The sequence below is a fragment of the Ningiella ruwaisensis genome (assembly GCF_004798935.1).
In the GTDB taxonomy this organism is placed as follows: Bacteria; Pseudomonadota; Gammaproteobacteria; order Enterobacterales; family Alteromonadaceae; genus Glaciecola; species Glaciecola ruwaisensis.
Window position 1 is genome coordinate 360,327 of the sequence record NZ_RAHT01000001.1, and the last position, 22,033, is coordinate 382,359.

Consider the following 22,033-nt stretch of genomic DNA (forward strand, 5'->3'; position numbering starts at 1 on the left):
AAGAAAGGAATGACTTTGGTTAATGACGTTGTAGGCTTTGTAAACAATATTCTCTGGGGGCAAGGTCAGGTTCTTATTTACATGCTGCTTTTAGCCGGTCTCTGGTTTACCTTCCGACTTAAATTCATTCAAATACTCGACTTCAAGCACATGTGGTCTCTACTCAAAGGGAGCAACGCCAGTAATTCTCAGGGAATAAGTTCTTTTCAGGCGCTTTGTACAAGCTTATCTGCTCGTGTTGGTACAGGCAATCTGGCAGGCGTTGCGGTCGCAATATCCTTAGGTGGTGCGGGTGCGATATTCTGGATGTGGGTAATAGCATTGCTTGGAATGGCGACTGGCTATGCAGAGTCGGTGCTCGGTCAAGCGTATAAAATTAAGGATTCAGACGGACAATTTCGCGGCGGACCTGCTTATTACATCAAACAAGGTCTTAAAAATTCATGGTTTGCCGTATTGTTCGCTCTCTGTTTGTTTTTTGGTTATGGATTTGTATTTAGTGCAGTACAGGCTAATACCATTACCGATGCGCTGAACAACAGTTACGGAATAGAAACTCAATACAGCGGCTTGGCGATTGTTATAGTAGCAGGGCTTATTGTGATAGGCGGGCTTAGAGCAATCGCTCGATTTGCAGAGTGGGTCGTGCCGTTTATGGGGATTGCCTATGTGCTAGTCGCTTTAGGCGTGACCGTCGTCAATATTGAAATGCTACCTGCCGTGCTGTGGGATATTGTCACCTCAGCCTTTGGCCTACAAGAGGCAGGCGCTGGTGCATTTGCAGCCGCCGTTAAAAATGGTATCCAGCGAGGGCTTTATTCAAATGAAGCGGGCTCAGGTAGCGTACCTCAGGCAGCTGCGGCTGCATGTCCACATCCAAATCATCCTGTTTCTCAAGGCTATATTCAGATGCTAGGGGTATTTTTGGATACAATGATTTTGTGTACCGCAACTGCATTTATCATTTTGTTGGGAACGGATACATCTATTGGTGAAATGGAAGGTATCAGATTGACGCAAACCGCGATGGAATCTCACTTAGGTAGCGTTGGCGCTGACTTTGTGGCAGCGGCAATTGGATTTTTTGCCTTTACATCTGTGGTCGCAAATTACGCCTATGGCGAAGCAAATTTACACATGTTCAAATTGGATAATCGCCCGGGACGAGCAGCCTTTACTGCCGGTTATCTAGCTATGATTTTTTGGGGTGCAATGGCTTCCCTTCCTACCGTGTGGGCAATGGCGGATATGGCTTTAGGGCTAATGACTGTGGTTAACGTAATCGCCATCGTGCTATTAACGCCTACTATTGTTTCATTAACGCAAGACTATCGGACAAAGCGACAACAAGGTGGAGAAATCGTCTTTACTGCCAGCGATTGCAAACTCCAGGGTGAATTGGAAGAAAAAGATATTTGGACAGGAAAGCCTTGATAGGCCAAGACGTTTGCAAGCAAATTATGAGTCTAAAGCGCAAAGTTTATTGCAAGAACGAGTAAGCCATTTTTAAAAAGCAAAGACAATTAATTGTGCAATTAATGCGATGATAATTAAAGGCCAGATAAATTTGCTTAACTTGCTGGCCGTTTCGTTTGACACTCTCAATCCTGAACGCTCCACTAGCGGAATGATAATGATAAGTGCAACAAATAAAACACCAAGAATAACGAATAAATTCATCGCGATTAGTCTACCCTTAAGTTCAACAGTAATGTTAGTTATCTGGGCTGGTTACAAATATACAAGCCCTGTTGTGAATTAGATGCCCATTGCGTATTTTAGTGCCATATTTTTTACCGGACCTGCATGCTGAGCAGCGCCTAATGCAATATTGCGCACTAATTTTAATGGACCAATCTTATTGCTAAATACGCTGTATAAAACATCCATGCTACTCATCATCAATAAATTTTGGTGCCGCCTTGCTTTCTCGTAGCTAGTTAAGCTGCTTTTAAGGTCATCAAGCCCATAGCGCTCTAGCGCATCTGCCAGCGCAGCCACGTCTTTAAAACCCAGATTAACTCCCTGCCCGGCTAAGGGGTTAATGGTATGCGCGGCATCGCCTATCAAAACGGCTTTTGAGCGCCAGTACTGATTGGCGTGAGCACGTCGAAGTGGAAAGTTTGCATGCTCCAGCACTGAAAAATCTCCAAGCAGTGGTGGGAACGACACTTCGATCATTTGTTTCAGAGTTTGAAGGTTTGCGCCATTTAATTCTGCTGAAGCAGATGCATTGGCGTACCACACCAAACAAGCATAATTGTCATGCATTGGCAGGCAAGCTAATGGACCGGAGGGTGTAAATTGTTGCCATGTAGTATCCGGCAGTCTTTCACTTGTTTCAATCAGTATCAGATTAGCCAACTGCTCATAATCCCATCCGGTTTGCCCGATAGCAGCGCTTCGTCTTACTTGCGAATTAGCCCCGTCTGCTCCCACTATCAATGCGGACTTAATACTGACGTCGTTGTCTAATTGCAAAGTGCCAGTTTTGATATCAATATGTTTTGCCTTATGAGGAAATACCTGAATACTTTCGGCATATTGAAGCCTGAAACACTTTAATAATGCTAGCTGAATGATTCGATTTTCTGCAAATATGCCCAGTTTCGATTCGCCAATATCACTTGCACTGAAACTCGTTTTTGCAAATTCATCTTCCCATACCTGTAAACAATCATAATCTCGATAGCGCATTTGCAGAATATGTTCGTAGGCACCTAAATCCTGCAGTAAATCGATGCTGTGCTTATTCAAGGCAGACATACGCAAATCAGGGGCTTGTGAGGCGTGATATTCTTCAGGCATAAAAGGCTCGACAACCGCGACCTTAAATCCTTTATCAGCCATTGCACATGCAACGGCCGCCCCAACCATACCGGCGCCCATGACGCAAATATCGGCTTCAATTTGTTGAGATCTGTCTTCTGTTTTCATTCGTTTCTGCCATAGATTTCTCCGGAGCCTGTTTATCCCTTTAAGCAAAGAAAACAGGCGCTAGCTTAATCGCGCTAAACGCGTTAAAATTACCAGCTATTTTCCATACATTGCAATACACAAAATTCGGGATGCTTAGTTAGACTTGACTTAAGGTCATTAAATTAACCAATCCTAAGCAAACCTTTACATTGTGTCGATTGTAATAAGGCATATAAGCCTGATATTCAATAAATTGAGATTTTCGACTTTTTATGAGCAAAAAGCTGTTTATTAAAACCTGGGGTTGCCAAATGAACGAGTACGACTCGGAAAAAATGGCCGACCTACTGGATGCCACGCACGGGTACAGTTTAGCAGATGAGGCTGAAAATGCTGACGTGATTTTGCTAAATACCTGTTCCATTCGTGAAAAAGCCCAGGAAAAAGTCTTTCACCAACTTGGCCGATGGAAGCATTTAAAAAACAACAAGCCTGAACTGATCATCGGCGTAGGAGGATGCGTTGCCTCTCAAGAGGGTGAAGAAATCCGTAAACGCGCTCCCTATGTGGATATTGTGTTTGGCCCTCAAACATTGCATCGCTTGCCGGAAATGATCAAGCAAATTCAAGGCGGTGACAAATCAGTCGTGGATGTAAGCTTTCCGGAAATTGAGAAATTCGATCGTCTACCAGAACCTCGCGCAGAAGGACCGACGGCGTTCGTGTCGATAATGGAAGGCTGCTCGAAATACTGTAGTTTTTGCGTGGTTCCCTACACACGAGGCGAAGAAGTTAGTCGTCCTGTAGACGATGTGTTACTCGAAGTTGCTCAGCTTGCCGCTCAAGGCGTTCGTGAAGTAAATCTGCTGGGTCAAAATGTAAACGCATTTAGAGGTGAACATCACGACGGCAGTATTTGTCGCTTTGCTGAACTGTTAGAACTTGTCGCCAGCATTGATGGTATTGACCGAATTCGTTATACCACCTCACATCCTGTCGAATTTACAGACGACATCATTGAAGCATACAAACATATTCCTGAATTAGTGGACCACTTACACTTACCTGTTCAAAGCGGGTCTGATCGAATTTTAAATCTGATGAAACGCGGCCATACAGCAATTGAATATAAAAGCACCATTCGCAAGCTTAAAAAGGTGCGTCCAAACTTAAGTATGAGCTCTGATTTTATTATTGGTTTTCCCGGTGAAACCCAGGAAGATTTTGAAGCAACGATGGATTTGATTAATCACGTTGGCTACGATTTAAGCTTTAGCTTTATCTATAGTGCCCGTCCGGGCACGCCTGCCGCCGATATAGTGGATGATGTTTCTGAAGAAGAAAAGAAACAACGTTTGCATATATTGCAACAGCGTATTAATCAAAACGCCCAACAAATAGCGCGCAACATGTTGGGTACTGTTCAGCGAATTTTAGTAGAAGGTCCATCCAAAAAAGACCCGAATGAACTGACGGGGCGTACGGAAAATAATCGGGTTGTAAACTTTAAAGGCAGCGCTGACATGATAGGAGAATTTGTAGACATTGAAGTCACTGAGGTTTTCAGTAATTCTTTGCGCGGTGATGTTGTTACTCGAGAGTCGGAAATGGGTCTGCGCGTTGCAGTCTCGCCGCAAAGCATTTTAGCAAAACAACCCTCACCAGATGAACTTGGCGTCATCCAGGTGATGCCGGCCTAAAAAATTTAGTGAAGCAATTGAGGATATATATTGAGCAATATCGTAAGCAATAAGATTGTACTTGAACCCGAAGATAGTAAACGTTTATCAAGCCTTTGTGGCCCATTTGATGACAATATAAAACAAATTGAGCGACGCTTGGGAGTGGAGATTACCTACCGCAACAATCAATTTAGCGTCATGGGCGATCCACAGCAGGCAAATGGGGCAAGCGAATTGCTCAAGCTGCTTTATATCGAAACTCAGCCTGTAAAAGGCAGCATTCCGATACTTGAACCTAATCAAGTACATCTTGCTATCCAGGAAGCCAAGTGTCTGGAACGAGCCGAAGCGGGTGATTATGGCAAAGAAGTTCATATCAAAACCAAGCGCGGCGTTATCAAGCCTCGCAATCCAAATCAGTCGAAATACGTAGCCAATGTTGTCAATCATGACATCACTTTTGGTATTGGTCCGGCAGGAACAGGCAAAACCTATCTTGCAGTAGCTTGCGCCGTTGATGCGCTTGAACGACAGGAAATTCGTCGTATATTACTTACGCGACCTGCCGTTGAAGCCGGCGAAAAACTAGGCTTTTTACCCGGTGACTTATCACAAAAAGTCGACCCATACTTACGTCCCTTGTACGATGCCTTGTTTGAAATGCTAGGTTTTGAGAAGGTTGAAAAATTAATTGAACGCAATGTTATCGAAGTTGCTCCTCTGGCCTACATGCGAGGTCGTACCTTAAACGATGCATTCATCATTTTAGATGAATCACAAAATACGACCACTGAGCAGATGAAAATGTTTTTAACGCGCATAGGCTTTAATTCAAAAGCCGTAATAACAGGTGATATCACTCAGGTCGATTTGCCTCGTGGAGTGCGCTCTGGCCTTCGACATGCGATTGATGTATTGAGTGAAGTTAATGATATTTCATTTAACTTCTTCACCGCTTCAGATGTCGTTCGCCATCCGGTAGTTGCGAGAATTGTGCAAGCTTACGAGGATTTTGACGCCAAGCAGGAAGCGATTAAACGTCAGGAAAAACAAGTGCGATCAGAATCAAACAATGCGTCAAATTCTGAAAATCCATCATCAGCATCGGGTGATCCAAAATCCTCGTGACGACTGATCCCACTTCGAAAAGCCTCAATGTATATATTGAGATAGCAGAGGACGTGCCTGCCGAACTTTCTAAAGGCATGCCCTCTGAAATGGACTTTGTGTCCTACATCCGCACCACGCTATCCTTTATCCACTACTTAAAACCTATTGAACTGGGCCTTCGGGTGGTAAGTTATGAGGAATCGAAAGCGCTCAATTTTCAATACCGCAGAAAGGACAAGGCGACGAATGTTTTATCATTTCCGAGCGATACGCCAGACTACGTTGATTCCAATTACATTGGTGATTTGGCGATTTGTGCACAGGTTTTGCAAGATGAGGCAACAGAGCAAAATAAAGATATCTCTCATCATTGGGCACATTTATGCGTGCATGGCGTCTTGCATTTATTAGGCTATGACCATATAAATGATCAAGATGCGGATGAAATGGAATCGATTGAAACGGGCGTGCTTGCGAAATTGGGGATTGACGATCCCTACACGCTAAGTTAAGTATATAAATTGAATAAAATGAATGTTGACAGGAAAATGACTGAAGAGAATCCCCCCTCTACCAACGGCTCATCGAGTAAAGGTTGGTTTGCAAATTTGCTACACACTTTTAAAGGTGAGCCGAAAAACAAAGAAGAACTATCTGAAGTTATTTCTGACGCTCAGCAGCGGGAATTAATCGACCCGCAAACCAAAGAAATGATCGAAGGTGTTATGGAAGTCAGTGAGATGCGGGTTAGAGACATTATGATCCCCCGTGCACAAATGATTACCATTGACATCGAGCAAAGCGTCGATGAGTTTTTACCGCTGATGCTAGACTCTGCGCACAGTCGCTTTCCGGTTATAAGTGAAGATAAAGATCATATTGAAGGTATATTGCTTGCAAAAGATTTACTTGCTTATGCCTTTAATGACGAAAAAACCTTTTCTTTAAAAGAAAATCTGCGCGAAGCGATTATTGTTCCCGAAAGTAAACGTGTTGATGTGCTGTTAAAAGAATTTAGACAGCAACGCTACCACATGGCGATTGTAGTTGATGAGTACGGTGGTGTATCAGGCTTGGTAACTATTGAAGATATTCTCGAACTTATTGTGGGCGAAATTGAAGATGAGTTTGATGATGACGTCAACGAGAATGACAATATCCGACCATTAAATAAGTGCACCTATTCTGTAAAAGCGCTTACGCCTGTTGAAGACTTTAATGAGTTTTTTGAAAGTAATTTTAACGAAGAAGAATCCGATACTATTGGCGGCGTTGTTTTACGAGCATTTGGCCATATGCCCAATACCGGTGAAAAAGTCGAAATCGACAATATTCATTTTGAAGTGACTAACTCCGATAAACGCCGCTTGCTTCAACTAAAAGTATTTTTGCCTAATTTGGAGAGTTAGCCTGAACACGAAAATCGGCTATCTGCTTCATACCATTTTAGGCGCCAGTTTAACGCTGGCGTTTGCGCCTTTTCATTGGTGGTGGCTTCCATTTTTTGTGCTTCCGATCTGGTTAGCTAGCACCTATAAATATCATAAACGTGCTTTTTTAAGCGGCTGGTTTTTTGGATTTGGTTTTTTCGGCGCCGGGATTTCCTGGGTACATGTAAGCATTGCTACCTTTGGTGGCGTTCCCCTTTTTGTATCCATTTTTTTAATGCTCTTGCTATGTGGATATTTAGCCCTTTACATCGGCGCATTTTCATACCTTCTTAAACGCTTTTTTTCTCTTCGTCTCTGGCCTCTTGCGGCGCCCTTTTTATGGTTGCTTATTGAATACGCACGCGCTCATGTCCTGACAGGCTTTCCGTGGCTGTCTATTGGCTACACTCAAAGTACCAGCATATTTTCTGCCTATTATCCAATTATTGGAGAGATTGGGCTGTCGGGGCTTATGATCTTGCTTTCAAGCGCCATCGCGGTGCTTTTAGTCAACGTGCTTACACGTTTTGACAATATAAATACAGAAGATGAGCTGCATCAAAACCTTCATGTAAACGTAATAAAGCAATCGCTTGCAGTGCTTATTGTCACCACCGTTAGCTTTACAAGTGCGTTTATCTTCTACCGTTTTCCTTGGGTAGAAACCCTAAAAAGTCCCTATTCCGTTGCCCTCGTTCAAGGCAATATTGAGCAGTCTATTCGCTGGCGTCCGGAGCAAGACCGCCCGACAATGGAAAAGTATTTGCGCCTGAGCAATGACGCTTGGGGGACAGATATCATTATCTGGCCAGAGGCCGCGGTACCAAAACTGGAAATATTGGCGACTGCTTATTTAGAATTACTGGATGAACAGGCTACCAATTTCAATAGCGCCTTAATTACTGGTGTGGTAGATGTCAGTCTGGATAATGACGAGGCCTATAACACCCTGCTCGCACTGGGATTAGACTCACAGACAGATAATTTAACCCCTTATATTTACCGTCACAAAAACCGCTTTAAAAAGCATCACTTATTGCCAATAGGGGAATTTGTGCCTTTTGAAAATATTTTGCGACCACTAGCTCCTATATTTAATTTGCCCATGTCATCTTTTAACCGAGGAGACTACGTGCAAAATAATTTAAAAGCAAAAGGCTTAAGTTTTGCGCCTGCAATTTGTTTTGAAATTGCCTTTCCTTTGCAAATGGCAGCTAATATTCGGGAAAATACGGATGCAATTGTAACCGTCAGCAACGATGCATGGTTTGGCGATTCTCACGGCCCCCATCAACATCTTGAGATTGCCAGAGTTAGAGCAATGGAGTTTGGTAAACCCGTTCTAAGAGCCACCAACACAGGACTTACCGCAGCTTATGACCATCAAGGCAATCTTCTTGGTGTACTGCCGCAGTTTGAAGATGCAGTATTGAGCGTTGATGTTGAGCGTATTGATGGAAAAACGCCCTATACTCAATACGGAAATTTGCCCACTTACCTGCTCGCCTTATTAAGTTTTTTATTTGCGATTTACTTTCGAAATAAATCGCAAAAATAGCACTGGCTTCTATTAGAATAAAAGCGCGCTGAGCACTATTTGATAGTGTTACTGTCTTTATCCTTGCTTTTATCTTCCAATACCTGAGGTGCTTGCTGCATACGCGCAGTTTCTACGTGATGAGGATTGCGCGTGCGTTGCATCATTTTGACGCGATGATGAAGTGCGACTTTAGCCAGTATGTGAGCAGTAACAGGCGCGGTGATGACAAGAAACAAAGTGATCAAAAGTTCGTTGATTGTGATATAGCCTTGGGCATAATGCATATAAAACATCGAACCGATTAACACGCCTCCAAGACCTAAAGTTGTTGCTTTAGTTGGCGCATGCAGCCGTACATAAAGGTCTTTAAGACGCAGTAAACCAATGGAACCAACCAAAACAAAGATACCACCAACAATTAGGAAAAAAGATATAACTAACTCAATTGCAAAGCTCATACTATCCCCTATTCGATGATATCGCCACGAAGCAGATATTTGCCAAATGCAACACTACTCACAAAACCGAGCATCGCGATAAGTAAAGCCGCCTCAAAATACAATGGCGTGCGATTATAGATACCATAAAGCAAAATCAGCGCGATACTATTGATGTACATTGTGTCCAGCGCCAGTATTCTATCTACAACGTGCGGACCGATTATCAAACGCCATAGATTTAAAATTAAGGCAACACACAACATGCCTGACACAATGATTACTGTAATATCTAGCATCCGAAAATCTCCTTAACACGGGATTCGTAGCGACTTTTGATCAAGTCAATGACCTCTTGTTCGTTCTCTGGCATATTAAGCACGTGCACATATAGCCATTTTTTATCTTCCGATATGTCGCAGCTCACTGTACCGGGAGTCATTGTGACGGTACTGGCAAGCACTGTAATAGGTAAATCCTGATGAATATCAAGCGGTATGGCGACAAATCCCGGTTTTATTCTGGCCATTGGGCCAACCACTAAGATAGCTACTTCGATATTCGCAACGACGATATCTTTAAGCACGATGAGTACATAGCTAATAGCTTTAAGCGGTCGTTTAACTCCGGGTTGATGCATGCGAAGCGGCGCACATATCCAGGGAATAACGATGCCCAGTACAAGGCCAAGTAAAATATGTCCAAGTCCAATGCTGCTGTTGAGCATTAACCACACAATAACCAGCAAAACTGTGTGGTAAGGCATTGGTAATAATTTTGAATAAACGGAAGAAGGTGAACTCATGGCATATCTCCATTAAAATTCATTACCTCTATTAAAAGCGGTAGGTCGTGCAATTGTGCGGCAGCGTCGCTCGTCAGTTGGATGAGAGGTGCACCAAAGAGCACGAGTAAAGGGGATGCGGTAAGTAATACAAATACACCTGCTAATTGCCAATTCGACGCGTTTGTCTCTTCATTCTCTTTGGTGGGCGTTGTGTATCGCCAAAACAAAGTCGTTCCTGCCCGTGATAACGCAATAATTGCCATGAGACTGGACAATAGCAATACTGACCAAACCCACACTTTCTCAGCCGTCCCTATAGCAGACTGCAATATAACCAACTTACTCAAAAATCCTGAAAACGGGGGTAAACCTGCCACCGCCATAGCAGCAATTAAAAAGCAGATCCCAGCGACCTTTTGCTGACCAATTTTTCGCGCGACCACAAAGTAGTCGAATGCTTTTCCGCGCTGCTGCCCTAATAAATCGGCTAGCAAAAACAAGGCTCCGGTTATCAGGGTGCTGTGAATTAAGTACAAAAGTCCGGCGGCAGTGGCTTCTGGTGTGCGTATTGCAAAGGTAATAAGTAGGGTCCCAACCGAGACTATAACCAAATTACCGATGAGCGCCCTCAGGTTAGGACTCGCCAGCGCGCCTATAGTCCCAACAATAATACTTAAGATTGCCAAAGGCCAAATCCATGGCTCGACAATGTTTGATAAGTTACCCGCTTGTTCACCGAATATAACCGTATAAACACGAAATATGCAGTACACCCCAACTTTGGTCATAATGGCAAATAAAGCGGCGACAGGCGCACTGGCAACCCCATAAACATTAGGCAACCAAAAATGCATAGGCAGCATAGCCGCTTTTAAACCAAACACAATTAAAAGCAAAGAAGCGCCTGCTTGCGCTATTAACTGCTCACTCTCTGATATTTGCGAAACACGGAGAGACATGTCTGCGATATTAAGCGTTCCCAGTGTCCCGTAAAGTGTCCCTAAGGCAAACAAGAACAAGCTTGAGCCAATCAGATTAAGTATCACATAGTGGACGTTGGCTGCCGTTTTTTGTTTTCCCCCGCCATGAATCAATAGCGTGTAAGATGCGATTAATAAGACCTCGAAAAAAACGAACAGATTAAATAAATCGTTTGTTAAAAAGGCGCCGTAAATCCCCAATAGCTGAAAGTGGATAAGCGGATGAAAATATTTTCCCTCTCTATCATCTCCTGCCAAAGAATACAGCAGTATGCCAAGGCCCAGAAAGGACGTAAGGCAGACCAAAAGAGCCGCTAACAAATCAACATAAAGAATAATACCAAACGGTGGCTGCCAGTCGCCCACCGCATACATGATGGCACCGCCGTATGATACGTTTTGCAACAAAACGACCGCACAAACCAGTTGCAGAACAATAAGCAAAATCGAGGCGACTCGCCTGAACTGATACTTTTCAGGACCTGTGAATGGTGGCAGCAAAAGTAATAAGCCACCAATCATTGGAATTAAAATAGGCAGGATAGGAAGATGTTGACTCATAGTCGACCTCTTCTCGGTTTAAGCAATTTTTCATCATCGGGCGGCTCTCTGCCGTCAACGAAATCGTTACCCAGGTCTGCTCTTGCCCGCATCGACAATATAACAACAAAGGCAATCATGGCAAAACCTATTACAATGGCCGTAAGAACCAAGGCTTGAGGAAGCGGGTCGGCATACTTTTCAGACATGCCCAGTATCGCAGCCCCGTCAAGATGCAAGCGACCACTGGAAAACAGGAACAGGTTTACAGCGTAGGAAAGTAAGGTTAATCCCACCACTACCGAAAATGTGCGACCGCGTAAGCATAAAAACACACCACAAAAGGTTACAACACCTACACAAATTACGTACAAGGTTTCCATTATTCCTCCGGAGTCGGTCGGTGAACCGAAGTAAGCTTGCCTAAATTCGCTAATATCAACAAAGTAGCGCCAACCACTGTGAGATATACACCTAAATCAAAAATTAACGCGCTGGCGAGTTCAATCTCACCAATGCCGGGAATATCAAAATAATCGAACCAGGTTGTCATAAATGGTCTGTCAAAGAACCAGCTTCCTACTCCTGTTAGTGCAGCGATTAATACACCCCAGGCAATAAGCGATTGATAAGACACCTTGATCCTCGGCTGCAGCCAGTCGACCCCGTGAGCGATGTATTGTTGGATAATAGCCACCGAGGTGATCAAGCCTGCGATAAATCCACCTCCAGGCATGTTATGACCGCGCAAAAAGATGTAAAAAGAGACTAAAAGCGCCAGCGGTAATAAGCTTTGGGAAATCATTACCAGAATTGGAGGGTGACGATCAGTGGCAAACGGAATGCCTTTTTCATTTGCAGTTGGCATCGACAATCTAACCCTTGCCAACAACTTAAATATGCCTAAAGCAGCAATACCCAGCACTAATATTTCACCTAAGGTATCAAGCCCCCTGAAGTCTACCAAAATGACGTTTACCGCGTTGGTGCCACCACCGCCGGTTTTACTGTTCGCTATGAAGAAGTCTGAAATGCTATCGAGCGGTTGCGTAATAAACGCGTAGTTAATAGTCGCGACTAAGCCGCCAATTGCTGCGGCAATCCCCACATCCCTCACAACCCGTGAGGGTGATGATTCTGACGGTGTTTTTTGCGGTAAGAAAAATAACGCCAGCATCAGCAAAATTACGGTCACCACTTCTACAGCTAATTGCGTTAGGGCGAGATCTGGTGCAGAAAATCGTGCAAAGGCGATAGATACGATTAGCCCAACTACTGATAGAGTGATAAGAGCAACCATCCGCTTGCGATGATAAATAACGGTTGCCAGCGCGCTTAGGCAAAGGATTACACCGGCAGTAATCTCAACGCCCGTCACAGGCTGATTTGGCAAATGAAATGCCGTTGTTTCCAGGTTGATCAACGGCACAGCCACAATAATAATCGTGAAAATCAGTAAGGCTGCGACATAACGTTGTAAGGAGCCATTGCTGATTTTTTCATGTATCGCGGTCGCATAGCCAACGAGATTTTGCATTACGCCTTCAAAAATGAGCTTTTCGTCTTTTTCCTTAAACTGTGCCTGAAAACGGTATAAGTGACCACGGTAGGCATAGACAACAAGCCCTCCTCCAATCGCAATAACGCTCATTAACAAGGGCAAATTAAAGCCGTGCCAAATCGATAAACTGTAGTATGGCAACTCACTCATAAGCACAGCACTTGCCGCTGCCTGTAAAAAGTCACCTATCATCAGCGCTGGAAAAATACCAACCAGCAAGCAAAGGGCTACAAGGATCTCGATAGGAATTTTCATGTATCGAGGAGGCTCATGAGGCGTTTTTGGCAGGTCGATTGGCTGACCGTTAAAAAATACATCGTGTATAAATCGCATGGAGTAAGCAACGGCGAATATACCCGCCAAAGTCGCCAATACGGGTATCATCCAGGATAAAAATCCTAAGGCACCCTGATGTAAGGTTTCGGCCAAAAACATCTCTTTTGACAGAAAACCATTAAATAAAGGCACGCCTGCCATCGATGCCGCTGCCACCATGGCCAACGTCGCGGTATGGGGCATAAATTGCCATAAGCCATTCAATTTACGCATATCACGAGAGCCAGACTCGTGGTCGATGATCCCGGCTGCCATAAATAAGGAGGCTTTAAATACTGCATGATTCATAATGTGGAACAGAGCTGCCACTGCTGCCAGTTTTGTGTCCATCCCCAACAGAAGTGTAATCAGGCCTAAGTGACTCACCGTAGAATAGGCCAGCAAACCTTTTAAATCATGTTTGAACAATGCCACGTATGCGCCCAATACAAGCGTTATTAAGCCTGTCATACTGACAATCAAAAACCACATCTCAGTGCCAGACAGCACAGGGTACATTCTGGCTAACAGGAAAATACCGGCTTTTACCATGGTTGCAGAATGCAAATATGCACTGACCGGTGTGGGCGCTGCCATAGCGTGTGGTAACCAGAAGTGAAAGGGGAATTGCGCAGATTTGGTAAATGCCCCAATTAAAACCAGAATGAGAACCACAGGATAGAGGACATGCTCACGAATAAGGTCCCCACTTGCCAATATCACGCTTAGTTCGTAGCTACCTACAATATCGCCAATGAGTAACAGACCGGCAAGCAATGCCAAGCCACCGGCTCCGGTCACAGTGAGCGCCATGCGAGCGCCTTTGCGCGATTCAGATTTGGCTGACCAGAAGCTAATGAGCAAAAATGAACTGATACTGGTGACTTCCCATGCCATCCACATTTGCAGCACGTTGTTAGAAAGCACAATTGACAGCATTGCCGTCATAAAAAGAATCAGGTAAGAATAAAAACGACCTACCGCTTCTTTTTCAGATAAGTAATAGCGCGCATACAGAATAATAAGCAGACCAATACCCAAGATGAGCAGAGCGAACATCAAGGATAAGCCATCTAATCGCATCGAAAGCGTCAATCCTGCCGCCGGTATCCATTCCAAATACTCAAGGTGGGTCTGACCAGATAGCACCTCGGGCACAAGCGATATCACATAGGCAAATGCTATTGCGGGCGCGAGCATGGTAAGTAATGTGTTAAGGGAACGGCCAAATCGCTCGGTAAGTATCGGAACAAGCACGCCAATCAAAAGAATGGCTGTAATCCAAAATAAGCTCATGGTTCCACAGTGCTCCAATTTGTTGTTCTAATTGCTCGGACGCGCTTCACATGAAGCTACCATCGCATGGTTTATTTAGGGTGTACTTTACTGTTAATACAGCACTAAGATCTAGTAAATTCTACGTTTTTTATAAATGACCGGATCGTTGCTGCTCTCTATATCAAAAGATATTTTGCAATCTCACTGTTATCGTCATTATTGAAAAACTATTGAATTTTGCATCGTGCATTTACATCTAAAAAAAGTATACTGGAACGCAGCGCATATTTCGCCGCCATTTTAATAGTGATAATTATAAGCATTTTTCGATGTTCTCATTAGAGTAATCAGCATTTAATTGTTAATCTTAGCTTTTATAGCGTGAACAATAGCGTAAGGCATTGAGTTAATGAAGTTTCCGATGAACTATCATCTTCTTTAAGCTCAAGCCAAGACCTAAAACAAAAATAAAAAGAGAAGGTATTTTGCGATTTTTTAACCTTATCAATCGAAGTAATCTTAAAGGCGATATACTGGGCGGCGTAACTGCCGCAATTGTTTCTCTTCCATTGGCGCTGGCCTTTGGCGTTGCATCAGGAGCCGGTGCTGAGGCCGGTCTTTATGGTGCGATTATAATCGGCTTTTTTGCGGCTACTTTTGGCGGAACGCCTACACTTATCTCTGAACCAACAGGACCAATGACCGTTATTATGGCGGCGGTAGTTACCTCAATGATGGCAAAATATCCCGATCAAGGGCTTGCCATGGCGTTTACCGTTGTCATGATTGCCGGTATCACACAAATCGTTTTCGGTGTATTAAGACTGGGTAAGTACATTACCTTGATGCCTTACTCTGTTATCAGCGGCTTTATGTCAGGCATAGGATGTATCCTGATTATTCTTCAGCTAGCACCTGCCCTTGGCGCGCCTTCTCCCTCTGGCGGGGTCACAGCAGCCTTTATGGCTTTTCCGCAAACGCTGGCATCGATAAATTGGATAGAGGCAAGCATGGCGCTTGGCACGCTTGCCCTAATATTTTTTACGCCTCGCAGAATTAAGCATTGGGTACCTCCGCAATTAATCGCATTACTGGCTATCTCTGTCATTAGCGTATATTTTTTTAACAATGCCGATATCAAACGTATCGGTGAAATAAACGTTAGTTTACCAAGCCTCGTGGTACCTACCTTCACTGTTGCACAATTTCAGACGATGGTTCTTGATGGTATCGTACTCGGTATGCTCGGCTGTATTGATTCAATGTTAACCTCTGTCATTGCCGACAACCTGACAAGAAGTGAGCACAAATCAGATAAAGAGCTTATCGGTCAAGGCATGGGCAATCTGTTTTCGGGCTTATTTGGTGGTCTACCGGGTGCAGGTGCGACAATGGGCACCGTTGTCAATATTCAGACAGGCGCTAAAACAGCGCTTTCAGGGTTGGTCAGGGTGTCAGTTCTTATCGTCGCCATCTTTGGTGCATCAGAACTGATATCTGTCATTCCTATTGCCGTGCTTGCCGGAATTGCCATTAAAGTTGGCATTGATATTCTTGATTGGAGCTTTATCAAACGGGCACATAAGGTTTCAAAGCAGACTAGCGTCATTATGTATGCGGTGCTTTTGTTAACCGTGTTTGTCGATTTAGTCATTGCAGTTGGCATTGGGGTGTTTATCGCCAACATAATCACCATTGAAAAACTGTCCGCGTCTCAAGCCAAAAACATCAAAGCGATAAGTGATGTAGATGGTCGCCTGCCACTTAACTATGAGCAGCGTAAGCTATTAAATCTGGCAAAGGGCGAAATCCTGTATTTCTACTTAAGTGGAACGATGATATTTGGCGTATCAAAAGCGCTCTCACGCCAGTTGAGTTCCTTAGGCGATCATGCTGTGGTCATTATTGACTTAAGTGATGTCTCATTTCTTGACGATACCATCGCGTTGACGATCGAAAATCTGGTGAAAGATGCAAAGTCGCTCAACAAGCATATTTTGATGTTAGTCAATAAAAAAGAATCCAAAGACAAATTAATGCGAATGGGCTTTGAAGATTTGCTATGCGACGCTGATTTTATGGCAGATAGGACGCAAGCGCTTATTTTGGCGAATCAGCGCTTGAAAGCAGACAAGGCTTTCGCAGCGGATATTTAGATCCTGTTTAAGCGACAGCGGACTATCAAAATGCGTCCGCTGTCAGAATGTTTCTATTATTTTAGCGCTAGCTGGCACTGTCGCTTACCGCGAGTTGAGCTTATTTATATTTACTTATTTGCATTCTTATTTATATTCGACTTCGATAATTTCTACTTCTACCGAGCCTGAAGGTGTCTGAATAGAAACAATATCGTCTAGCTCTTTGCCAATCAGGCCACGAGCAATCGGTGAATTTACAGAAATTAGATGCTTTTTGATATCAGCTTCGTCATCACCCACAATTCGGTATGTCGTTTCTTCTTCGGTGTCTGTATTTAAAATGGTAACCGTTGCGCCAAACACAACCTTGCCATTATTCGTGAGCTTGGTCACGTCTATAATTTGTGCGTTGGAAAGTTTACCTTCAATATCTTGAATGCGTCCTTCACAAAAGCTTTGTTGTTCCCGGGCAGCATGATATTCGGCGTTTTCTTTTAAATCACCATGCTCTCTGGCCTCAGCAATCGCAGAAATAATGCGAGGACGCTCTACTGATTTAAGGTGATCAAGTTCTTCGCGCAGTTTTTTTGCGCCATCGGCCGTCATAGGATAGCTGTTCATAATTATTCTCTTTATTGAAAACAAAAACGAATGCAAGATTGCATTCGTTTTTTCATTACGGATTTGCGATAAGTATAGTGCAAAGTTTTGCACTATTCACTAGCGATTTTAACTATTCGTTTACTCAATGAGCACGTGAAGCTACTCGTTGATGCAGCTCTTGTACCGATGCAACGTTTGATATCGCATCTGCTGACATGGCTTTCATGGTCGCAAAGGCCGCATTCATAGTAGTGGTGTAGGCAACTTTATTAAGCAGTGCCTCTCGTCGAATATAAACCGAGTCGGTAATCGCTTGACGCCCTTCAGTTGTGTTTACAATGTAACAGTACTCACCGTTTTTGATCGCGTCGACAATATTTGGTCTTCCCTCGTCCAGTTTATTTACAACCGAGCATTCAATTCCTGCTTGATTCATTGCCCGGGCAGTACCGCTGGTCGCTTCAATTGAAAAGCCTTTGGCAATCATCTCTTTTGCAAGCTCCATAAGACGTACTTTATCATTTTCTCTCACTGATAATAGCACCTTGCCCTTTTTAGGCAGCGGTGCAGAAGCGCCAAGATTTGCTTTTGCGTAGGCCTCTTCAAAATCAAGTCCAACCCCCATCACTTCGCCGGTAGAGCGCATTTCTGGACCAAGCAGCGGATCAACTCCCTGGAATTTGGCAAAGGGTAAAACAACTTCTTTCACTGAAAAGAAAGGAGGAATAATTTCACTCTCACAACCTTGCTCTTTAAGCGAGGTTCCCGCCATAACTCTTGCGGCAATTTTAGCTAAAGGCGCTCCTGTTGCTTTTGATACGAAAGGCACGGTTCTGGCTGCTCGCGGATTAACTTCAATTAAATATACTTCGTTGTCTTTGATCGCAAATTGCGTATTCATCAATCCTCGAACATTTAGCTCGAGCGCCATTTGGGTGACTTGCTCTCTCATTACATCCTGAATTTCTTGAGAAAGTGAATAAGGCGGTAGCGAGCAAGCAGAATCTCCTGAATGTACCCCAGCCTGCTCAATGTGCTCCATAATACCACCGATAAGCACTTGCTCACCGTCACAAATTGCATCGATATCCACTTCAATCGCGTCATCTAAAAAGCGGTCAAGCAAAACAGGGCTGTCGTTGGATACTTCAACTGCCTGATTTAAGTAACGCTGCAAATCCTTCATGTCGTAAACGATTTCCATTGCGCGACCACCGAGTACATATGAGGGGCGCACCACCAATGGGAAACCAATCTCTTGCGCGCTTTCAAGCGCTTCTTGCATGTTAGTCACAGTCGCGTTCGCGGGCTGTTTTAAACCCAGTTTATTCACCATATGCTGAAAGCGTTTTCTATCTTCCGCTCTGTCAATGGCGTCGGGCGATGTTCCAATGATAGGAACACCATTGGCTTGTAATGCTCTTGCCAATTTAAGCGGCGTTTGTCCGCCGTATTGCACAATAACGCCTTTAGGTTGCTCAACGCGCACAATTTCAAGCACATCTTCAAGTGTCACCGGTTCAAAATATAAGCGATCAGAAGTGTCATAGTCAGTGGACACCGTTTCAGGGTTACAGTTGACCATGATGGTTTCGTAACCATCTTCTCGCATGGCTAGCGCAGCGTGCACACAGCAGTAATCAAACTCTATCCCTTGGCCGATGCGGTTTGGTCCGCCGCCAAGCACCATAATTTTTTCTCTATCGCTTGGCTGCGCTTCACATTCCTCGTCGTAGGTGGAGTACATGTAGGCAGTTGAACTGGCAAACTCGGCAGCACAGGTATCCACTCGCTTATAAACCGGTAATACATTGAGCTTTCGGCGTAATTCGCGTACATCGCTTTCAGCCACCTGGGTTAGTTGCGCAATGCGTTCATCTGCGAACCCTTTGCGCTTTATGCTACGCATCAAGCTTTCATCTATGCCTTTTAATCCAACGCGTTTAAGCTGCTTTTCAATTTCAACAAGCTCTTCAATTTGCACCAAATACCATGGATCGATATTGGTTAATTTAAAGATTTCATCAACAGACATGCCCATTCTAAATGCGTCTGCGATATACCATATGCGTTCAGCTCCGGGTTCACGCAACTGATAAATCAGTATATTTTTAGCTTCCGGATCATCCAAGTCGAGAATTGGATCTAAACCTGAGGCACCAACTTCCAGGCCCCGAAGCGCTTTTTGCAAAGACTCCTGCTGATTGCGCCCAATGGCCATCACTTCGCCCACCGACTTCATCTGTGTGGTTAAACGATCGTTTGCGCCAGCAAATTTTTCAAAATTAAAGCGAGGTATTTTGGTCACAACGTAATCAATGGAAGGCTCAAAAGAAGCTGGCGTAAGCCCGCCGGTTATATCGTTAGCCAGCTCATCAAGCGTGAAGCCCACCGCTAACTTAGCCGCTATCTTGGCAATGGGAAAGCCGGTTGCTTTTGACGCCAAGGCTGAAGAACGAGAAACCCGTGGGTTCATCTCAATGATTACCATACGACCGGTTTTGGGATCAACGCCAAACTGCACATTAGAACCACCCGTTTCAACACCAATTTCACGCAACACCGCCATCGCCGCGTTACGCATAATCTGAAATTCTTTATCAGTCAACGTTTGAGCTGGTGCGACGGTAATTGAATCACCCGTATGCACACCCATGGGGTCAAAGTTTTCAATGGTGCACACAATAATGCAGTTATCGGCTTTATCGCGAACCACTTCCATTTCATATTCTTTCCATCCAATCAATGATTCATCAATCAATAGCTCGGATGTTGGCGAGAGATCCAGGCCACGCGCACATATCTCATCAAATTCTTCGATGTTATACGCGATACCACCGCCGCTTCCGCCCATAGTGAACGAAGGGCGAATAATACAAGGAAAGCCTATGCGTGATAGCACATCATGCGCCTGATCCATATCGTGGGCGATTTCGGCTCTGGGACACTCAAGTCCTATAGACTTCATTGCCTGATCAAAGCGTTCTCTGTCTTCCGCTTTGTCGATTGCATCTGCCGTAGCGCCAATAAGCTCCACATTAAATTCGTCTAATACGCCGTGTTTATTTAAATCCAAGGCACAGTTAAGCGCAGTTTGACCGCCCATGGTGGGTAAAATCGCATCGGGCTTTTCTTTTGCAATAATATTACGAACCACTTCCCAATGGATAGGCTCAATGTAGGTCGCATCAGCCATTTCAGGGTCGGTCATAATGGTTGCAGGGTTAGAATTGACTAAGATGACGCGATAGCCTTCTTCTTTCAAGGCTTTGCAGGCCTGAGCGCCTGAATAGTCAAATTCACAAGCTTGCCCTATTACAATAGGACCAGCCCCAAGAATCAAAATGCTTTTGATATCGGTACGTTTAGGCATCGTCTTTTCCTATTGCTTAGCTTGTTTGATTAATTCAATAAAATGGTCGAAAAGTGCAGCAGCATCTTGTGGACCCGGGCTTGCTTCGGGATGTCCCTGAAAGCTAAATGCCGGTCTGTCTTTAAGCTCAATACCTTGTAGAGACTTATCAAATAACGATACATGGGTTACTTCAACATTGTCAGGTAAGCTGTCTGCATCTACTGCAAAGCCATGATTTTGCGAAGTAATCATGACACGTTTTGTACGCGTATCCTGAACCGGATGGTTAGCGCCGTGATGGCCAAATTTCATTTTTTCAGTTTTACCGCCACTGGCAATGGCTAATAGCTGATGGCCCAGGCAAATGCCGAAGACAGGTAATTTTTTTTCTAAAAAAACTTTAGTTGCACGGATTGCATAATCACAGGGCTCTGGATCGCCAGGGCCGTTGGATAAAAATACGCCATCGGGATTCATGCTAAGTACATCTTCTGCAGGCGTTTGTGCTGGCACAACGGTAAGTTTGCAGCCTCTGTCTACTAACATGCGTAAAATATTTTTCTTTGCGCCAAAATCATAGGCAACAACGTGATAAGGTAAGTCTGCAAGATTGGTTTTATATCCCTCACCAAGCTCCCATACTCCATCGTTCCAGATATAAGTGCTTTCACACGACACTTCTTTTGCCAGATCCATTCCCTTAAGACCAGGGAAACCATTGGCAAGCGCTAGTGCTTCTGAGATTTTATCGTTTACATCTGGATTGCTTTCGCTGTCATAGGTAAGAATACAACCGCTTTGCGCGCCCTTTTCACGCAAAATTCGAGTCAGACGACGAGCGTCGATATCGGCAATACCCAAAATGTTATTTGTGCATAAATAATCACTCAAGCTCTGCGTATTTCGAAAGTTGCTGGCAACTAATGGCAAATCTCTGATGATTAGGCCTTTGGCCCAAATTTTATTCGATTCGACGTCTTCTGGGTTAGTGCCGGTATTGCCAATGTGTGGGTAAGTCAGGGTAACAATTTGTTCAGCGTAGGATGGGTCAGTAAGAATTTCTTGATAGCCTGTCATCGAGGTATTAAAAACCACCTCACCAACACTGCTACCTTGTGCACCAATAGCGGTTCCTTTAAAAACTGAACCGTCGGCCAATACAAGCAGGGCAGAAACAGCCAAGTCAACCTCCTATAAAATAGAGATAACTAATAGAAATACTACTCACAGTAGTATTTCTTGCAATTATGCGTCGTTTTTACAAATAACGCATTATGTCTCTGCCAAAAATACCAAACTTACCGCGTAACAACTTCTCTATACTAAAAAAGAAAATCCACGCGAGGCCCTATAAATAA

Annotated in this window: 18 protein-coding genes; 7 read left to right on the forward strand and 11 right to left on the reverse strand. The window is 44.1% G+C overall.

The genetic code is table 11. The features are described from left to right. Positions 1-9: 9 nt before the first annotated feature. Positions 10-1,434, forward strand: a complete 1,425-nt coding sequence (locus D6V41_RS01475) for an alanine/glycine:cation symporter family protein (protein WP_479680813.1) — start codon at positions 10-12, stop codon at positions 1,432-1,434. A 72-nt stretch (positions 1,435-1,506) separates the two neighbouring features. Here the strand turns inward: D6V41_RS01475 and D6V41_RS18100 are convergent, their stop codons facing one another. Both D6V41_RS18100 and D6V41_RS01480 read right to left on the reverse strand, forming a co-directional pair. Continuing rightward, positions 1,507-1,680, reverse strand: a complete 174-nt coding sequence (locus tag D6V41_RS18100) for a hypothetical protein (RefSeq protein ID WP_168710926.1) — start codon at positions 1,678-1,680, stop codon at positions 1,507-1,509. Between the two features lie 78 nt (positions 1,681-1,758). Beyond that, positions 1,759-2,937, reverse strand: a complete 1,179-nt coding sequence (locus D6V41_RS01480; RefSeq protein ID WP_136249716.1) for an FAD-dependent monooxygenase — start codon at positions 2,935-2,937, stop codon at positions 1,759-1,761. Between the two features lie 254 nt (positions 2,938-3,191). Between D6V41_RS01480 and miaB the strand changes: the two genes are divergently transcribed. From miaB to lnt, 5 genes are all read left to right on the forward strand, one after another. Beyond that, positions 3,192-4,619: a tRNA (N6-isopentenyl adenosine(37)-C2)-methylthiotransferase MiaB gene (miaB, locus tag D6V41_RS01485; RefSeq protein ID WP_136249717.1), complete on the forward strand. Its 1,428-nt coding sequence runs from the start codon at positions 3,192-3,194 to the stop codon at positions 4,617-4,619. A gap of 30 nt (positions 4,620-4,649) precedes the next feature. Beyond that, positions 4,650-5,729, forward strand: coding sequence for a PhoH family protein (locus D6V41_RS01490; protein ID WP_136249718.1), 1,080 nt, complete (start codon positions 4,650-4,652; stop codon positions 5,727-5,729). After that, a complete protein-coding gene (gene ybeY, locus D6V41_RS01495) occupies positions 5,726-6,223 on the forward strand; it encodes an rRNA maturation RNase YbeY (protein WP_241664390.1) in 498 nt (165 codons plus the stop codon). The genes D6V41_RS01490 and ybeY overlap by 4 nt, the downstream gene beginning before the upstream one ends. A 36-nt stretch (positions 6,224-6,259) precedes the next feature. Further along, a complete protein-coding gene (gene corC / locus D6V41_RS01500) occupies positions 6,260-7,120 on the forward strand; it encodes a CNNM family magnesium/cobalt transport protein CorC (RefSeq protein ID WP_136250063.1) in 861 nt (286 codons plus the stop codon). A gap of 97 nt (positions 7,121-7,217) precedes the next feature. Next, positions 7,218-8,699, forward strand: a complete 1,482-nt coding sequence (gene lnt, locus D6V41_RS01505) for an apolipoprotein N-acyltransferase (RefSeq protein WP_241664391.1) — start codon at positions 7,218-7,220, stop codon at positions 8,697-8,699. Positions 8,700-8,734: 35 nt separating this feature from the next. Here the strand turns inward: lnt and D6V41_RS01510 are convergent, their stop codons facing one another. The 6 genes from D6V41_RS01510 to D6V41_RS01535 are packed head-to-tail and all read right to left on the reverse strand — an operon-like array spanning position 8,735 to position 14,597. Beyond that, on the reverse strand, positions 8,735-9,139 hold the full coding sequence (locus D6V41_RS01510) for a Na+/H+ antiporter subunit G (RefSeq protein ID WP_136249720.1): 405 nt from the start codon (positions 9,137-9,139) through the stop codon (positions 8,735-8,737). An 8-nt stretch (positions 9,140-9,147) separates the two neighbouring features. Next, entirely contained in the window at positions 9,148-9,417 is a 270-nt protein-coding gene (locus D6V41_RS01515) for a K+/H+ antiporter subunit F (RefSeq protein ID WP_136249721.1), read from the reverse strand. Then, positions 9,411-9,923: a Na+/H+ antiporter subunit E gene (locus tag D6V41_RS01520; protein ID WP_136249722.1), complete on the reverse strand. Its 513-nt coding sequence runs from the start codon at positions 9,921-9,923 to the stop codon at positions 9,411-9,413. Before D6V41_RS01520 ends, D6V41_RS01515 begins: the two co-directional genes overlap by 7 nt. After that, complete coding sequence (locus tag D6V41_RS01525) at positions 9,920-11,446, reverse strand: monovalent cation/H+ antiporter subunit D (RefSeq protein ID WP_136249723.1); 1,527 nt, start codon at positions 11,444-11,446, stop codon at positions 9,920-9,922. The genes D6V41_RS01520 and D6V41_RS01525 overlap by 4 nt, the downstream gene beginning before the upstream one ends. After that, on the reverse strand, positions 11,443-11,808 hold the full coding sequence (locus tag D6V41_RS01530; protein WP_136249724.1) for a Na+/H+ antiporter subunit C: 366 nt from the start codon (positions 11,806-11,808) through the stop codon (positions 11,443-11,445). Before D6V41_RS01530 ends, D6V41_RS01525 begins: the two co-directional genes overlap by 4 nt. After that, positions 11,808-14,597: a monovalent cation/H+ antiporter subunit A gene (locus D6V41_RS01535; RefSeq protein ID WP_136249725.1), complete on the reverse strand. Its 2,790-nt coding sequence runs from the start codon at positions 14,595-14,597 to the stop codon at positions 11,808-11,810. Before D6V41_RS01535 ends, D6V41_RS01530 begins: the two co-directional genes overlap by 1 nt. A 467-nt stretch (positions 14,598-15,064) precedes the next feature. On the opposite strand from D6V41_RS01535, the gene D6V41_RS01540 reads away from it, so the two are divergent. After that, positions 15,065-16,735 (forward strand): SulP family inorganic anion transporter, encoded by a 1,671-nt coding sequence (locus tag D6V41_RS01540; RefSeq protein ID WP_136249726.1) that lies wholly within the window; start codon positions 15,065-15,067, stop codon positions 16,733-16,735. 126 nt (positions 16,736-16,861) lie between these two features. Here D6V41_RS01540 and greA read toward each other — a convergent pair whose 3' ends face one another. From greA to carA, 3 genes are all read right to left on the reverse strand, one after another. Beyond that, entirely contained in the window at positions 16,862-17,338 is a 477-nt protein-coding gene (greA, locus tag D6V41_RS01545) for a transcription elongation factor GreA (protein WP_136249727.1), read from the reverse strand. Positions 17,339-17,462: 124 nt separating this feature from the next. Continuing rightward, the gene (gene carB, locus D6V41_RS01550) at positions 17,463-20,693 is read right to left on the reverse strand and encodes a carbamoyl-phosphate synthase large subunit (RefSeq protein ID WP_136249728.1); all 3,231 of its coding nucleotides are present in this window, start codon (positions 20,691-20,693) and stop codon (positions 17,463-17,465) included. 9 nt (positions 20,694-20,702) lie between these two features. Continuing rightward, positions 20,703-21,857: a glutamine-hydrolyzing carbamoyl-phosphate synthase small subunit gene (gene carA, locus D6V41_RS01555; protein WP_136249729.1), complete on the reverse strand. Its 1,155-nt coding sequence runs from the start codon at positions 21,855-21,857 to the stop codon at positions 20,703-20,705. Positions 21,858-22,033 lie beyond the last annotated feature (176 nt).

Coding starts and splice junctions, on each gene's coding strand:
- D6V41_RS01475 (WP_479680813.1), top strand. CDS start 10: ATGACTTTGGTTAATGACGTTGTAGGCTTTGTAAACAATATTCTCTGG.
- D6V41_RS18100 (WP_168710926.1), bottom strand. CDS start 1,680: ATGAATTTATTCGTTATTCTTGGTGTTTTATTTGTTGCACTTATCATT.
- D6V41_RS01480 (WP_136249716.1), bottom strand. CDS start 2,937: ATGAAAACAGAAGACAGATCTCAACAAATTGAAGCCGATATTTGCGTC.
- miaB (WP_136249717.1), top strand. CDS start 3,192: ATGAGCAAAAAGCTGTTTATTAAAACCTGGGGTTGCCAAATGAACGAG.
- corC (WP_136250063.1), top strand. CDS start 6,260: ATGACTGAAGAGAATCCCCCCTCTACCAACGGCTCATCGAGTAAAGGT.
- D6V41_RS01510 (WP_136249720.1), bottom strand. CDS start 9,139: ATGAGCTTTGCAATTGAGTTAGTTATATCTTTTTTCCTAATTGTTGGT.
- D6V41_RS01515 (WP_136249721.1), bottom strand. CDS start 9,417: ATGCTAGATATTACAGTAATCATTGTGTCAGGCATGTTGTGTGTTGCC.
- D6V41_RS01520 (WP_136249722.1), bottom strand. CDS start 9,923: ATGAGTTCACCTTCTTCCGTTTATTCAAAATTATTACCAATGCCTTAC.
- D6V41_RS01525 (WP_136249723.1), bottom strand. CDS start 11,446: ATGAGTCAACATCTTCCTATCCTGCCTATTTTAATTCCAATGATTGGT.
- D6V41_RS01530 (WP_136249724.1), bottom strand. CDS start 11,808: ATGGAAACCTTGTACGTAATTTGTGTAGGTGTTGTAACCTTTTGTGGT.
- D6V41_RS01535 (WP_136249725.1), bottom strand. CDS start 14,597: ATGAGCTTATTTTGGATTACAGCCATTCTTTTGATTGGCGTGCTTGTT.
- greA (WP_136249727.1), bottom strand. CDS start 17,338: ATGAACAGCTATCCTATGACGGCCGATGGCGCAAAAAAACTGCGCGAA.
- carB (WP_136249728.1), bottom strand. CDS start 20,693: ATGCCTAAACGTACCGATATCAAAAGCATTTTGATTCTTGGGGCTGGT.